The sequence below is a fragment of the Nonomuraea sp. GTA35 genome, from assembly GCF_041950525.1.
Taxonomy (GTDB): Bacteria; Actinomycetota; Actinomycetes; order Streptosporangiales; family Streptosporangiaceae; genus Nonomuraea.
On sequence record NZ_JBGNUV010000012.1, the window covers coordinates 169221 to 184146 of the forward strand.

Sequence of the window (14926 nt, forward strand, 5' to 3'; positions counted from 1 at the left end):
AGCCGCACGCGGAAAGCGGGGGCCGGTTCTCCGGCCCCCGCTTTCCGCGTGTCGCTACTTCTTCTTCCTGCCGAACCGCTTGCGCGTGGCGTCCGGCAGTTCCTTGGTCGGCTCCTGCCGCTGCTCGGACCCGGCCTCCGCCGGAGGCTGCGGCAACGGCTGCACGGCCGTCACGTCCTCGTCGGGGGGCAGGTAGGGCGGTGGCTCGTAGTCGCGTGCGGGTTGGAACAGCGAGCCCGGCTGCTCCTGCTCCCACGGCACCGAGTCGCCCGCCTCGGCGGCCGACGCTGGGCCGAGCGGCTGCTCGACGCCGCCTTCGTACGGGTCGGCGCCGCCCGGCGGGATGTCCGCCGGCACGGGCGCGGGCGGGACCAGCGGCTCGAACATGTCGCGCTCGCGGGACCTGGGCGGCTCGCTGTAGGAGTCGAACTCGTCGGGGTGCAGCACCACGGGCTCGGGCTCCGTGGCAGGCGGCTCCTGCATGTAGCCCTGCGGCGGGTACGGGTGGTTCGGGTCCTGGTAGCCGTACTGGGGCGGGCCGCTCGGATAGGTCTGCACCGGCACGAAGCTGATGATCGGCGCGTACGCCGTGCCGCCCGGATAGGCCGGAGCAGGGGCGGGGAAGCCGCCCGTGGCGGCGGCGTAGCCGGGCCCCGCCGGGTAACCACCGGTCGGGTGCATCTCCGGCCCCATGGCCGGGCTGGGCATCGGCGAGGTCATCGGCGGGGGCCCCGCCTTCCGGACGGCCGCCGCGTGGGCCATCCTGCGCAGCCTGCCCTCGAAGATCAGGACCGCGAACAGCGCGAGCAGGACCAGCACCAGCGCCGGGATGCTCAGCTTGCGCGTCAGGTCGGTCTGGTCGAACTCCGGCGCGGCCCTGCGCAGTTCCAGCGGAACCTCCTCGGTGGAGGCGGCCTGCGTCTGGCTCGGCAGCGTGTTGGAGGGCGTGTCGGTCGGCGCGATGGCCGGCATCTCCACCGACTGCTCGGGCGTGGGCGTGGTCGGGATGACCGGCGGCACCTCGGCGCTCTGGGTGGGCAGGGGCTGCGGGTTCTGCGCCGGCGTGGTCGGCGTCTGCGTCGGCATGGGGGCGGGCGCGGACGTGGTCTTGGTCGGGGTGGGCGACTTGGACGTCTTGGTGGGGGTCGCGGTGACGGTCTTGGTGACCGTCGTCTCCGGCGCCTCCTCCGGCCCCGTCGGGCTCGGCGAACCTAACGTGGTGGTGACCGTGATGGTGGTCTCGGGCGTGATGTCGCCGCACAGCGTCACGTCGGGATCGCAGGGCTCCACGATCGGGTCGAACGCCACCGAGGCGCTCGCGCTCTGCACGATGAACGGCGTCGCACCGGCGCCCGTCAGTCCGAGCGCCAGGACGATTGCGGACACGGCTGTCGCTCGTGTGCGTGCCACCGGTGCCCTCCGCGTGGTCCCGGAACCATGGTCAAGGGAATACTAGCCGGGTAAAAGTAACAGTAAAGACGGAATTACAACACCTTTCTCCGTTTACGGCCTCGTTGTACCGTGACAACGGCCCACAGGCCCGCCATCAGTAGTCCGATACCCCCGACAACCATGGGCAACGCCTTCGGGCCGTCAATTGGACTGACCCATCGGACAGGCTCGACAGGCTTCGCGGACATGGCCATCCCCCACGGCAACGGCGCCTCCCCTCCAGCGGCCTCCGGCTGGAACGAGACAATCGCCCCTGACGGGCTGGGAACGGCTCCGGGCGCCGTGGCCAAGGGCTGCGGGAACGCGCCGGCCGACGCCTGCGGGGCGCCGCCGGCGGGTGCCGGCCAGAGGCCGCTGGAGGGCGCCGGCGGGGCGGACGCCTGCGGAACGCCACTGGCGGCGGGCTGCGGAGCACCGTCGGCGGAAGGCGCCGGCGCCACGCTCGCCACCGCACCCGAAGTGACGCCCTGCGGCGCCACGCTCGGCATCGCACTCGGCACCACGCTCGGCGCCACGCTGGGGATCGTGCTCGGGATGACGAGCGACCCGGCCGCCGGCGGCACCGTCGCGGCCCGCGCGCGCCGCGACGCGGCCCGCGCCCGTGCGGGCGTGGCTCGGGTGCGTGCGGGCGTGGCCTGCGCACGCGCAGGCGTGGCTCGGGCGGCTCGGGTGCGTGCGGGCGTGGCCTGCGCACGCGCAGGCGTGGCTTGGGCGGGTGCGGGGGAGGCTGGGGCGCGCGCCGGCGTGCTGGTGGCTTGAGCGGGCGCGGTTCCGGCGCGAGGTGGCAGGGCTTGAGACGGGGTGCCCGACCGGGTTTTCGTGCCGTCCGGCCGCACCGCGCCGGGCCGCTGCGGGTGGAGGCGGTGGGCGGGCCCCGCGAACGTCGCCGCGTCGCCCGTGATCACCTCACCCGCGCGGACGGCGGCGGTCCTGCTCATGGTCGTCAGCCCGCCGCTCTCGGCGTCCCGCACCCTGGCCACGGCGGCCAGCACCACTTCCTTCGTATCCGCCGGCGCCTTGAGCGTGATGTCCACGGCCCGCTCGCCGGAGACCTTCCCCAGCGCGCACACCCGGGTCCCGGGCGGCGCCGTCCCCTTCACGCCCGCGCCGCCCACCACGGACAGCGCCCGCATGGTCAGCGTCGCCGCCACACCGGTGTGCGACGTCCCGGTGACCTTCGGAACCGCGCCGATGACGGAGGCCGTACCGACGCGAGAAGCCGTACCGGCATGAGACGCCGTACCGGCACGAGGCGCCGGCTGCGTGCCAGAGGCCGCGGCCGGCGGACCCGTTACGGCCGCTGTCCCGGGTGCGCCGCTCGCCTCGGGGCCGGACCGCGAGGCCCGCCCCGGCGCCGGCTCGCAGGCCACCTTCGTCAGCGCCTCCACAGGGCTGGCCGCCACCGCGACCCGGGCCCCCCGCCCCATCCCGTTGAGCCGCACCCGGAACCGCTGCGTGTCCCCGGTCCTGACCCACTTGCCGACCCCGTCGGCCCCGCCTACCCGCTCCAGCACCAGCGACACCCCAGCCGCCGCCACGGGCACGGAGGGCACCGCCACCAGGATCAGCACACCGGCGACGACCCAGCTCCTCCGCATCGCTCCCCACTCCCCCGCCGCGACAAATTACGCACAGTAATCATTGTGTCACAGAGAGGGATGTCCTAATCACGCAGGAGCAGATTCTCCACGGTCTTCATGATGGGCAGATCCGCTCCCAGCCACTCGACGTCGTAATACTCTCCCGGCCCGAGCCAGCGCAGCGCCAGATGCTCCTTCGCCTCGGGGCGGCCCGACAGCAGGGAGCAGAGCCAGACGCGCATGACGTACCCCTCGGCCAGCGGCCAGTCCCCGCCGACGCGCTCGCCCACGGCGACCTCCACGCCGAGCTCCTCCTGGCACTCCCGCACCAGCGCCGCGGTCTCGCTCTCCCCCGGATCCACCTTCCCCCCGGGGAACTCCCAGCCACCGGCCAGCGTGGCAGGCTCAGCACGCTGGGCGGCCAGCACCCGCCCACCCGGGCCGACGATCACCGCGGCAACGACCACAATGCTCATAGGGAAGGATTCTGCAGCTTCTTGATCTGCTCGACCACGTCGGGGTTCTGCAACGGACGGGTGAAGCCCACGCGGTTGTTGCGCGCCTGGTAGCTCGTCACCTTGATGGGCCCGCACAACCGGCACCGGGCCTCCAGCATCTTGCCCTTCGACACGACCAGCCCGACGTGGCCGGGGTTGTCGGGAGAGGTGCCCGGCCCCGCGTTGAAGAACACCAGGTCCCCCGGCTGCTCCTCACCCTCTAACACCTTCACGCCGAACGGCCACTGCGTGAACGTCGTACGCGGGATCGTCAGCCCCGCCGCCTTGTAGGCCGCGTAGATGACGCCCGAGCAGTCGAAGGAGTCGGGCCCCGTGCCGCCCCACAGGTACGGCTTGCCGCGCTGCGCCAGCGCGTACTGCAGGATCTTGGCCACGAGGTCGCTCGGCGCGGCCTCCACCAGCGGGTCGTCGCAGTCCTCCGACGCCTGCGGCGGCACCTTGACCACGCCGGACTTGGCGTACTGCCTGGCGATCTCCTCGACCTGGTCGACGTACCACCAGGCCCGGTTGTAGACGAACAGCGCCTGCCGGACGTTCTCGGGCGCGCCGTTGCGCTTGAGCATCTTGGCGGCCCCCAGGATGGCGTCCGCCGGGTTGTAGACGTCGGCCACGCCGTCGTCGTCACCGTCGGAGGCGTACCCGTTGAACTCGGACGACGTCGGGATCCTGGCCTTGCCGCCCCACGTGGAGATGAGGAACTGCATCGGCCCGGCCGCGCCCGCGGCGTTGGTGCCGCTGCTGACGCCCGGCAGGGTGGAGCGGCCGTGGTCGGTCTCGCGCTTGCCGACGGCCGCCAGGATGTTCCACTGGACGCCGATCTTCTTGCCGTGCTCCTTGTACAGCTCCAGGTACTCGGCCGGGATGTCGGACGCGGCCGAGTCGGAGACCTCCTCCACCTGGGCGGTGTCCTCGCAGTCGACGGTGATACCGCCGTCGGCCAGGAACGACGGCATCGACATCAGCAGCAGCGGCGAGACGAGGACCGCGACCAGGAGCAGCAGCCCCGCCGCGCCGATGATCAGGGCGAGCCGTGTCCTGGAGAGCTTCACTGGTCACCCTCCTGGCCTTCGGTGGACGGCAGGATGTCGTAGATGCGCCAGTCGGCGCCGAGCTGGCTGACCGTGACCGCGTACTCCTCCTGCGCCAGCTTGTTGCCGCTCTTGGCGGTGACCTGCCGGCTCGCGGTGATGACGAACACGACGGAGGACTTCTCGACCTGCCTGATCTCCTTCAGCCGGGCCGTGGCGGTGGAGACGGTCTGGTCGACGCGGTTCTGCTCGACGAAGCCGGCCGAGGTGACCGTCCTGGTCAGGGTGCCGGCGAGCTCCGGCGTCGAGTACACCTTCAGCCGCTCCGCGTACGCCGCCGGGTCCTCGTCGTAGCGGAAGGTGCCGTACGCGGCGGTGAACCGCTCGGCCAGGTCCGCCGCCGCGGCGAGCTGCTCCTTCTGCATCGGCAGGTACGCGTAGATGTCGAACGGCGCGGCGCTCGCGGTCGCCAGCGGCGTGCTCGACGCCACGGCGGAGCTGGTGGCGATGCTCGCCTCCGGCTCCGGCGTGGCCTGGTCGGACGAGTCCGGCCACATCGTCAGGTAGATGCCGACCGCGGCGATGACCACGACGACGGCGGCGAAGGCCACCCCTCGCCTGTCACCCGGCTGTGCCATGTTCAGTCCTTGTCGGGGTTGCTCGGCTTGAGCCAGAAGGGCACGTCGGGGCTGTCACCGCCGGAGCCGCCGCCGTTGCGGCTGCTGCGCAGCCAGAGCGGGGGCGCCTCGGAGGCGCGGGACGACGGCTCGTCCGAGCCGAAGATCCGGGGGCCGGGCGAGGTGCCGCCGCCTGACCTGGACCCTCCGTTGCCCGACCCGCCACCGCCGAACAGGCCGCCGCGCGAGCCGTTCGACCCGTTCGAGCCGCTGCCTGACCTGCGCGAGCCTCCTCCACCGAACAGACCGCCACCCGAACCACCCGAACCGCCCGAGCCGCCGCCGCCGAACAGACCGCCGCCGCCCGAGCCGCCGCGCGAGCGTGTCCCGCCCGCGCGCGAGCCGCCGGAGCTCGCGGAGCCCCCGGAGCCGCCGAAGCGCGAGGTGCGCGCGCCCGTGCTACGCGAACCGCCCGCCGAGCCGCCCCCGGATCCGCCCGCGGAGCCGCCGCGCCGGGCCCAGCCGCCGCCGGACGCCCCGCCGAACCAGCCGCCGGCGGAGCCCGAGCCGCCGCCCGAGCCAGAACCGCCCGAGCCGCCGGAGCCGCCCGCCGTCGGCGAGGCCGCGCCCATCCTGGGGCCGCCCGCCGCCCCGCCGCGGGTGCGGGCCGGCGCGCCGTTCAGGTTGAGCGGGGGCGCGGTGCCCCTGCGCGGTTCGAGCGTGGCCCGGCCGGCCGCCTTGCCACCCTGCTGGTCGGTGTCGAGCGGGGCCGCCGTGGCCGGGATCCGGGTGCCGGAAGCGGCGCCCTCCCCTTCCTCGCCGCGCACGCGCATCTGCCCGGCCGCCGCCGAGGCCGCCGCCCCCGCCGGGTTGACCGCGCCCGCCGCCCTGATGAGCGGCTCGGCCTTGCGCAGCCCCCAGCGGCCGATCCTGGCCGAGGCGACCGGCGGCAGCGCGCCCGCCGACCGTTCGAGCACGGACGAGCTCGCGGCCTCGCCGAGCATGCGGGTGGTGACCGTGTGGCCGCTCATCGAGGCGAACAGGTGCTGGAACGGCCGCCGGTAGAAGAACACCGCGATCGTCAGCAACGCCATGAACAGCACCTGCATGCCCCATGGCATGGCCGTCGAGATGATCAGCGCGTACCCGTACACGAGCACGCTGAGTACGACCGTCAGCACGGCCTGCCGCAGCAGCGTGCCGATGAGCATCTCCACCCAGCGCATGGCGACGATCCGCCCGCTGCCCGGATGCACGCCGATCAGCAGGAAGATCGGCCCGAGGATGAGCAACAGCAGGAAGCCCACCTTCAGCACCAGCAGCGAGACCGCCACGAGGAAGATGAGCAGCCCCGCGACGATGGCCGCGATGAACGCTCCGACGGCCACTCCGAGCCGGTTCGACCAGTCACGGCCGGAGAAGGTGGCGTAGCGGGGGTCGTTCCTGAGCTTGTCGGCCAGCGAGGCGTACTCCGACTGCCTGGCCCCCACGTCCGGGGCGGGCTGGCCGGCCTGTGGCGCCGGGACCGACTGCATCTCCAGCACCTTGCGGCCCCAGTCGCGGACGATCGGCTGCTGGGGGTCGGAGGTGCCGAAAAGGCCCACCAGCCACGGCTTGCAGACCAGGGTGGACCACAGCGCGTCGGCGTTCTGGTCCACGCCGGGCGTGCCGCTCTGGGCGTACCCACCGGTCGTGACCTGCGGGTTGGCGTTGCCGGGCGGCGGCAGGCAGGACGCGCCGCCCGCGCCGGGCAGGCCGGAGAAGGCGGAGTTGACCACCTCGCCCGTCTTGTCCGTGACGACCTTGCCCAGGCCGGTGAAGTCGCCGGGACGGCTGAAGAACCAGACCGCCACGGTGACCGCCAGCACCATCCAGATGACGCCTTCCGCGGTCGTGGTGGCACGCTTGCGGATCAGCCCGTACCAGGCCAGCCAGATGGCGCCGAGGATGACGATCGGGCGGAGGTAGGGCCAGTACATGGCGTTGGACAGGCTCGTGACGATGTCGTCGACCACGTCCTTGATGGACTGGAGCGGCCCTTCGGTCGCCGCCGCCTGGTACGTGGTGATCGTCAGCCGGTCGACCGCCTTGGCCGCGGTGAAGATGCCGTTGGCCCACATGTTGCCGAGCACGGCCACGTAGTCGGAGCAGGTCAGATCGTGGGTGTGCCAGAACTGGCCGCTCATGCCGAACTGCGTGTAGTTGGTGGTCGCCGCCCGCGGGGGGCCCGCGGTGGCCGGCGGCTGGATCAGGCCGTCGACACCGCTGCCGACCATCTCGGGCGAGAGCGGGCCCGACAGGTCGCAGGGAGCCGCGGCGGCCGGGGTGGTGGTGGCGCCCAGCACGAGCGGCACCACCAGAACGGCGCTGACGAGCGCGAGCACGAGCGCCAGTCGTCGGGATAGCCGGATCTTCATGACCGTACCTCCTGCGCCCTGCCCACGCCCCCTTGATGATCATCATGCCCGGCGGCGCCGGGTTTGTCGTGCGTCGGGTTCGTGTCGAGCCAGCGGAGAAGTTCCTCGGAGATCAGGTCTACTCCGATCCGGCCCGCCCTGCCATCCAGATCGCGGAATACGCATTCGCCGTTGCCCAGCGAGCGCAGCACGGCCTTGTGCTCCTCCGACGGCTCCACCCCGAGCAGGGACATGACGTGGTCCACTTCCACCCGTTCCGTGGACCTGAACGCGAAGACGGACGACAAGCAGTTGGTCACCTGCTCGTTGAGCAGGTCTCCCGCGTTCTGCGAGACCAGCACGAGAGCGGTGTTGCGGGAGCGGCCCATCCGGCTGACCTCCGGCACCAGCTTGGCGCCCTCGGGCGTGGAGGTGATCGCCCACGCCTCGTCCAGGAAGATCGCCTTGGGGGCGCGCCGGTCGAGGCCGTTCATCAGCCTGCGCGCGAACTGCGACACCAGGTAGAGCAGGGCCACCGACAGCCGCTGCTCGTAGGAGTAGTCCTCCCTGCCCGTGGCCACGTCGGGCAGCGTCAGGCCGCCCAGCGTGAACACGGTCGTCCACCCCTCGGAGTCGATCTGGTCGCCGCCCGACGGGTCGAAGCAGAGCCTGGCCAGGTGCATCTCGGACATCGAGCGCAGCACCGCGCCCAGGTTCTTCGAGGCGGGGTCGTCGGCGTGCTCCAGGAAGTCGACGACCTTGCCCAGCGAGGGGTCCTCGCCGTTGGACACCGCCGCCACCGCCTGGATCATCGCCGACTCGCGCTCCTCCGACATGCGGGGCAGCAGCAGCCGCAGCGTCTCGGTCGCCATCGTCTTCTTCGCCGCGATGTCGTCGCCGAACGAGAACGGGTCCAGCAGCCCCGGCGCGGCCGAGCCCAGCGGGATCACCCGGGCCTTGCGGCCCCGCTTCTCCAGGAGCTGCACCAGCGACTCCGCGTCGCCCTTCGGGTCGATCACCGCGACCGTCACGCCGCGCAGCGCCATCTGGTAGATCATCAGCAGCGCGAGCGTGGTCTTGCCGCCGCCCGGCTCGCCGGTGATCGCGATGGCGGTCGGCCGGTTGCGGGTGGCCGCCACCAGCGGGTCGAAGTGCACGATGCTGCGCGCCCTGCCGACGGTCTCGCCGATGTACGGGCCCAGCCAGCCCTCGCTGCCCTCATCCAGCCGGTCGCCCAGATCGACCGTGGCCGTGGCCATGCCGCCCGCGATCGTCCGCAGGGGCTGGCGCTGGGCGTAGGCGTTCAGGCGCACCTTCTCGCCCGGCAGCGACTCGCAGAACAGCGAGAACTGGTCGCCGGTCGAGTTCACCACGTCGATGCCCATGTCGCGGTAGTGCTCGACCACCGCCTCCACCCGCTGCACGCAGATGTCCTCGGTGGGGGCCGAGACGATCAGGCGGTGCCAGCCGTACACGAAGGGCAGCCGCTCCTTGGTGATGCCGTGCTCCAGCATGCGGGCCGCGTCGATCTGCTCGGCCAGCGCCAGCGGCGCCTCCGCGCCCGCCTCGCGGATGTGGTGGTCCATGTCGCGGGCGTGCGCGAGCTTGCGCGCCACGTCCTTGGACGCCTTGACCGGCGGGATCAGCCGCATCCGCGAGGAGACCTCCACCGGGAACGGCAACTGGTCGGCGAAGTGCAGCCACGGCTCGCCGTCGGGGAACGGCATCAGGTCGGGGAACCGCGCGAACGACAGGTAGGCCACGTACGAGTCGCCCTGGGGCTGCACGATCCGCAGCAGCGACCTGCCGTTGTGGATCTCGCCCTCCACCAGCGACTCGATCTCGCCCCTGCCCCAGCGCCTGCGCGGGCTCGCCGACGGCGCCGGATCGCCGACCGAGCCGGCGGCCGCGTGCTGGAACAACCACGCCACCTCGACCGAGGTGGCGTGACGGGCGTACAGCGCGCTCGACGCGAGCGCCCTGCCGAGCCGTTCGGCCTGCTCGGTCCACCGCCCGATCTCGCTGTCGGGCACCTGGTCGTCCTCCATGCCCAGCGTCTTCTCCGTCTTCTGGTAGAAGCCGAGGAGCTGGGACAGCACGCCGCTGCCGAGCTGCTTGCCGCGCGGGCCGAGCCGCACGCCCAGGTAGACCTCCTTGGTCCAGAAGTCCTTGGCCCAGACGTGCCGGTACATCTCCTCCAGGTAGTCGCGCCAGCCAGGCCCCTCGTCGGACGTGGCGTTCAGCGCCATGGCCCACTCCGCGGCGGGGTACGTGCGGTGCGCCACCCTCAGGTGGACCTCGGCGTCGGGCATCCTGATCGCCGCCAGCGCGATCGTGATGTTGGTGGCCAGCGCCTCGCGCTCTTCCGGCGTGACGAACTCGTAGCTGACCGTCGGGAGCCGGAAGTACGCCCATGCGCAGGTGTCCGTGAGCAGGATGCGGTCGTCGAAGTAGCGGACCGCGAGGCGCTGGTGCGCTCGGGACGCCCTGCTCATGCCGCCCCCTCGGCGCATGAACGGGCCAGACCTGCTCGCTTGTTCACTTATCGCTCACCGATTCTCGTGCCCGGGGGGTCACTCGCCAACTCCTCTTCGCTCGTCCGTACGGTCTGTGCCGCGAAGCCCGCGACCACCACACCGGCGAGGGCCAGATAGGCCCGCCGCCCGGCCGCGCGCAACTGCCCGGGATCGACGGTCTCGGCGCCGCCCGGCGCCAGATCGTCCTCCCAGGGGACCCTGACGATGGCCCTGCACCTGCCTCTGGCCACCGACTCCGCCTGCTCGACGTCGGTCATCGAGCGCCTGCTGACGCCGTTGACCACCATCACCGCCCGCCTGCGCAGCTCCGCGCAGCCGTGCCCGTCGAGCCACTCGTACGTCATCGCCACCGCCTCCGGCGCCTCCTCGCTCGCCGGAACCACCAGGACGAGCTGGTCCGCGTACGGCAGCAACCTGGCCGCCAGGGCGGCGGCCGGGTCGATGACGGCCAGCTTGTAGTGGCGGTCGAGCAGGCGCATGGATTCGCCGAGCCGGTGGTCGGAGAAGAAGGACCGGTCCGCGAGGCGCTGCTCGGCGCCCGCGTCGGTGTCCGCGCTGATCACCTCGAGCCCGGAGGCGGTCCGCGTGGTGTAACCCCGCATGGTGAGATAGCCGCTGACCCGGTCGAGCCCTGACAGCAGCGACGTCAGGGTCTCGGGGGTCTCCGGCTGGATCTTGCTGGTCAGCGTGCCGCCGCCGGTGTTGGCGTCGACGGCCACGACCCTGTCGTCGCGTACCTGGGCGAAGGTGTGGCCGAGCATGAGCGCCGTCGTGGTCTGCCCGGCTCCGCCGGTGCAGCCCAGCACGACGATCCGCCGGCCGCCCGGGAAGACGCCCCTGGCCCGCGCCTCGTCGATCTCCGAGCCGTCGGTACGGACCCCGCCGCCGCCCACGACGACCTGCGCGATGCGGCGCCAGCCGCCGGAGTCCCTGCCCACCACGGACTCGACCCTGCGCACCCGGCCCTCGCCCGGCCTGGGGACCGGCACGGGGGCCACGATCTCACCGGGCCGCCCGCCCCGCACCCCGCCAGCGCCACTCCGCCCACCGGCCGCCTCCCGCGGCTCCTGAGCCGCGCCATCATCCGGGTGCTGCGCCGCGCCGCTGCCCGGCCGCTGCGCCGCGCCATTGCTCGGCCCCTGGGCCACGCCGCTGCCCGGCTGCTGAGCCGCGCCACTGCTCGGCCCCTGGGCCACGCCGCTGCCCGGCTGCTGAGCCGCGCCACTGCTCGGCTCCTGAGCCTCGGCGCTGCCCGGGTGCTGAGCCGCCTTGTCGACGGGCTCGCCCGCCACCGGCGCGACGCCGGCATCCGCCGTCGTGGCACCGCGGTCGCCTGTCTCCGCAGCGCTGCCGTCGCCACCTGCCGTCTCGCTGCCGTCGCCCGCTGCCGTCTCGTCACCGTCGCCTGTTGCCGTCTCGCTGCCGTCGCCGGTCACCGCGGCACTCTCGCCGGCCGTCACCGGCTCCGGCCGCTCAGGCACCTCAGCGACGCCACCGTCCTCGGCAACCGCCTGGACCTCGGCGGGCGCCTGTGGCACGGCGTCCGGCAGCGCGGCGTCCGGCCGGGCTTGCTGCTTGCCGTGCGCCCCGTCGCGCGCGCCCACCGCATCGGCCGCGATCGCATCAGCCGAGCCCGTCACATCGCCAGTGCCTGGCACATCTCTGGCGCCGGACACATCGCCGGCGACCGGCGCATCGCCGGCGGCGGGCACATCGTCAGTGCCAGGCACAACGCTCGCGCCCGGCACGTCGCCCCCGGCCGGATCCGCCGGAACGGGTCCCGGTGTGCGGTGGTCGCCGTGGTCCTGGCGGAGGTCCGCGGGAGTGTCCTCCCGGCCCTCCTGCGTCCCGCGGACAGCCGGGCGGGGCAGGGGCTTGGCGTTCGGGTTGATCGGGGGCCAGACCCGCTGGGTGCCGGGCAACTCCAGCCCGGTCCGGGCGAGCCGCGGCGGCTGGCCCTTCCTGTGCTGGTCCCTGGCGACCTCGTCCTCGCCCCGCTCCGACGACCCCCTGCGCGCCACCGTCTCGGCGCGTCCGGGGGCGTCGGCGGGGGCGTCGGCGCTGGCCGCGAGCCGCCGCAACCGCCGCAGCGCCTCGGTGTCGATGGGCTTGCCCGCCGCGGGCTTGCGGCTCTCCGCCGTCTTGATCGGCACGCTCGCCTCGCGCGCGGCCACCGCCTCGGCGCTCGTCTCCCCATGCGCGCCCAGAGGCTGCGCATCGCGAGCCACCGCGGTTTCCTGCCCGGTGGCGGGGCCCTGCTCCGGCGCGCGGCGCGCGGCGCGAGCGTCGTCCGTGGCCTCGTCGTCATGTTCGCCGGCGGTTCCGCCGACAGCGACGGCCTCCTGACCGGCGGCGATCTCACGGCGCGGGCCGCCCTCCGCCTGCCCGCCGGTGGTCTCGATCGCGGGAAGCTCGTCCTGTGCGGGTGGCATGTCCACGTGGTCGGGCCCGGCCGGCGCGTGCGCCGCGCCGACGGCCTCCTCCAGGAGCGACACCGGCCGCTCCGGACGCCGCCCAGAGCCGCCTGAGACCCCCTTCTCGCGCCACACCGGCCCGGCCGTGGCCCCGGGTGCCGGAGACGCGGCTCCCTGGCGTACCCGGCCCTTGAGGGCGGGCGCGGTGCCCCGGCGGCTGCCCCAGCCCGTACGGGAGGGCGGCTCGGCGACGGGAGCCTGGGAGGCGGCGGCAGCGGCGGCGGCGACCGCGGGGCGGACCTGGCGGGGCCCGGTGAGCCGCTGGCCCTCGCGCCTGCGCTGCGGCTGGCGGGCCTTGCGCGGCGCCTTCGACTTGGCGCGGGCGGGGCCGGTGCGCCAGACGCGGCCGGAGAACGTGACGGTCTCGGGCTCCGAGCTGGGCGCCATGCGGTACCACGCCTTCGGCTGGCCCAGGTAGCGCAGCTGGGACTCGAGCAGCTCGGTGAGCCGCTTGCCCTCGATGACCGGACGGGTGGACAACCACGTCACGATGCCCGGCGGCACCAGGAACAGCACGTGCCAGGGCATCTCCACCGGCACGCCCACCAGGACCAGCAGGAGCGACCACGGGACGAACACGCCGACGAACACGCCGATCCAGACGATGGGCAGCGGCATCGGCAGCCGCAGGTCGTACAGCTTGTACAGCCGCTTCTCTATCCGCCAGATGTTCGTATACGTGGGCAGGTCCACACGGTCCTCCTCTCCACCCGCTCGTTCATGACCGCCGCGAAGCGGTCTCAACCCTCATCTGATGCCCAGTGCGCCCGCGATGGCCCGCGCTGTCACCTCGATGATGTTGGGCACGTAGAAGATCACTCCGATGGCCACGGCCAGTATCAGGAACTGCACGAAACGCGTGATCTCACGGGTGAAGAGGAAGAAGAGCGCGACCACTGAGACGACGACCAGGAACAACGGGGCGAAGAACGCGCGCAGGAAGTTGGCGAGCCCTCCGGTGTCGATGCCGGTGGACACCGGGGTCGGTGTCGGCGACATCTCGATCAAGGTGAGCACTACGGTCTTCAAGGTCACTTCTTGTCCTCCCGGGGGGTACCGATCAGCGGCGCGGCCGTGCCTCTATCCAACGACGCGGCCGCCACCGCGGATGTCGGCGACGAACCACTTGTCGCCCTGCTTTTCCACGGTCAGGCGGTAGACCTGCTCCAGCGTGCCGCCGACCGCCGCGGGGTCGGTGGCGTTGGGAGTGGGCGGGGCGTCGCCGCTGGGCACCGCCCACACCACGACCGCCTGAATCTCTCGGGTGGCACCCCCCACAGGCACCACGACTTCCTTGAGCTGCGAGAAGGTGAACGCGCCGCCGAAGCTGGGCAGGCTCTTGCCGGCGGCGACGTAGCGCTGCAGCCCGGCCGCGTCGCCGAACGCGTACTCCTTGAAGAAGCCCTCCAGCTGGGGCTTGAGCTCGGCGGCCGCCGCGTCGTCGGTCTCGGGCGCGGCCACCTGGGGGAGGTCGGCCGGGGCCGGGGCGGGCAGGACCGCCGGGCGGCCCGCCACGACGAAGCGCCGTCCGGCGTCGTCGCCGGAGTAGTAGATCGGCACCGACAGCAGCATCCGGCGCGGGCCGCTCTGGAACGCCACGCTGACCACGGCGTTGTGGGCGTCGGTCGCCTCGATGTCGTACGGCTGGACGGCGACGGCCGCCAGCTTGCCGTAGCCGTCCCAGCCCATCTGCGGGTCCATGCCCTCGGCCAGGAACGCCGCGAGCTTGCTGGACCTGCTGGCCGCGTCTTCCGGGCTGAAATTCAGATAAACCCCAGCGAACTGGGCGGCGAACGCCATGCCGCCGTCGGTGGGGAATCCCTTGTCGACCTGCGCGGCCACATTGGACGAAGCAGGCTCTTGCTGGGTAAACCGCTCAAATGGGGCACGAATCCCATTCACCACGATAACCACGATAAGTGCCCAGAGAATGATGCGGCCGGTCCACACCAGCCATCGTCCGCCGCCACCCGACCAGCCGCCGCGCCGCGGCCTGCGGGGCGGCGGCGCCTCGAAGTCAGCCGTGTCCAGGGTTGCGGAAAGCCCGGGCCCGTCAGCGATCCGAGGATCGTGCTGGACGGTAGACCTACGAGCCATCACGCCTCCGCTCGCGCCGATCCCCCCGGCTGGCGCGGTGTCGTCCGTTGCCGATCCCCATCATCCGCGGTGAAGTAGTCACCCTATCCGGTCTCCGCCATTGTTCCGAGAAAGCCACGCCCATGCTGCGGCATGACCCTCCCCACCGGCAAACCGGGCCCGCATGACAGGCCACAGTGCCGATTCCTGTCAGTTCCCGTTGCAATCGCCTTTTGACCAGGCCAGAC

10 protein-coding genes are annotated in these 14926 nt (G+C 72.7%); all 10 read right to left on the bottom strand.

Annotation, left to right across the window (positions count from 1 at the left end; translation table 11 throughout):
• Window positions 1-54: 54 nt before the first annotated feature.
• The 10 genes from ACBJ32_RS41660 to ACBJ32_RS41705 all read right to left on the bottom strand — a co-directional run bounded on the left by ACBJ32_RS41660 (window position 55) and on the right by ACBJ32_RS41705 (window position 14444).
• A complete protein-coding gene (locus ACBJ32_RS41660) occupies window positions 55-1386 on the bottom strand; it encodes a hypothetical protein (RefSeq protein ID WP_375131492.1) in 1332 nt (443 codons plus the stop codon).
• A 98-nt stretch (window positions 1387-1484) separates the two neighbouring features.
• Window positions 1485-3050, bottom strand: coding sequence for a hypothetical protein (locus ACBJ32_RS41665; RefSeq protein WP_375131493.1), 1566 nt, complete (start codon window positions 3048-3050; stop codon window positions 1485-1487).
• 65 nt (window positions 3051-3115) lie between these two features.
• Complete coding sequence (locus ACBJ32_RS41670) at window positions 3116-3508, bottom strand: (deoxy)nucleoside triphosphate pyrophosphohydrolase (protein ID WP_375131494.1); 393 nt, start codon at window positions 3506-3508, stop codon at window positions 3116-3118.
• Window positions 3505-4599, bottom strand: a complete 1095-nt coding sequence (locus tag ACBJ32_RS41675; protein ID WP_375131495.1) for an NlpC/P60 family protein — start codon at window positions 4597-4599, stop codon at window positions 3505-3507. Before ACBJ32_RS41675 ends, ACBJ32_RS41670 begins: the two co-directional genes overlap by 4 nt.
• Entirely contained in the window at window positions 4596-5216 is a 621-nt protein-coding gene (locus tag ACBJ32_RS41680) for a hypothetical protein (RefSeq protein WP_375131496.1), read from the bottom strand. The genes ACBJ32_RS41675 and ACBJ32_RS41680 overlap by 4 nt, the downstream gene beginning before the upstream one ends.
• Window positions 5217-5218: 2 nt before the next feature.
• Window positions 5219-7612 carry a type IV secretion system protein gene (locus tag ACBJ32_RS41685; protein ID WP_375131497.1) on the bottom strand — a complete coding sequence of 798 codons (2394 nt, stop codon included), beginning with the start codon at window positions 7610-7612 and terminating at the stop codon, window positions 5219-5221.
• Window positions 7609-10086, bottom strand: coding sequence for an ATP-binding protein (locus ACBJ32_RS41690; protein ID WP_357876970.1), 2478 nt, complete (start codon window positions 10084-10086; stop codon window positions 7609-7611). Before ACBJ32_RS41690 ends, ACBJ32_RS41685 begins: the two co-directional genes overlap by 4 nt.
• Before the next feature lie 47 nt (window positions 10087-10133).
• Window positions 10134-13295: a TcpE family conjugal transfer membrane protein gene (locus ACBJ32_RS41695; RefSeq protein ID WP_375131498.1), complete on the bottom strand. Its 3162-nt coding sequence runs from the start codon at window positions 13293-13295 to the stop codon at window positions 10134-10136.
• A 54-nt stretch (window positions 13296-13349) separates the two neighbouring features.
• The gene (locus ACBJ32_RS41700; protein WP_225276234.1) at window positions 13350-13601 is read right to left on the bottom strand and encodes a hypothetical protein; all 252 of its coding nucleotides are present in this window, start codon (window positions 13599-13601) and stop codon (window positions 13350-13352) included.
• An 81-nt stretch (window positions 13602-13682) separates the two neighbouring features.
• Window positions 13683-14444, bottom strand: coding sequence for a conjugal transfer protein (locus tag ACBJ32_RS41705; protein ID WP_375131499.1), 762 nt, complete (start codon window positions 14442-14444; stop codon window positions 13683-13685).
• Window positions 14445-14926: the final 482 nt, after the last annotated feature.

Excerpts from the sequence above, each read along its gene's own strand:
- ACBJ32_RS41670 (WP_375131494.1), bottom strand. The coding sequence starts at position 3,508 with ATGAGCATTGTGGTCGTTGCCGCGGTGATCGTCGGCCCGGGTGGGCGG.
- ACBJ32_RS41690 (WP_357876970.1), bottom strand. The coding sequence starts at position 10,086 with ATGAGCAGGGCGTCCCGAGCGCACCAGCGCCTCGCGGTCCGCTACTTC.
- ACBJ32_RS41685 (WP_375131497.1), bottom strand. The coding sequence starts at position 7,612 with ATGAAGATCCGGCTATCCCGACGACTGGCGCTCGTGCTCGCGCTCGTC.
- ACBJ32_RS41680 (WP_375131496.1), bottom strand. The coding sequence starts at position 5,216 with ATGGCACAGCCGGGTGACAGGCGAGGGGTGGCCTTCGCCGCCGTCGTC.
- ACBJ32_RS41665 (WP_375131493.1), bottom strand. The coding sequence starts at position 3,050 with ATGCGGAGGAGCTGGGTCGTCGCCGGTGTGCTGATCCTGGTGGCGGTG.
- ACBJ32_RS41700 (WP_225276234.1), bottom strand. The coding sequence starts at position 13,601 with ATGTCGCCGACACCGACCCCGGTGTCCACCGGCATCGACACCGGAGGG.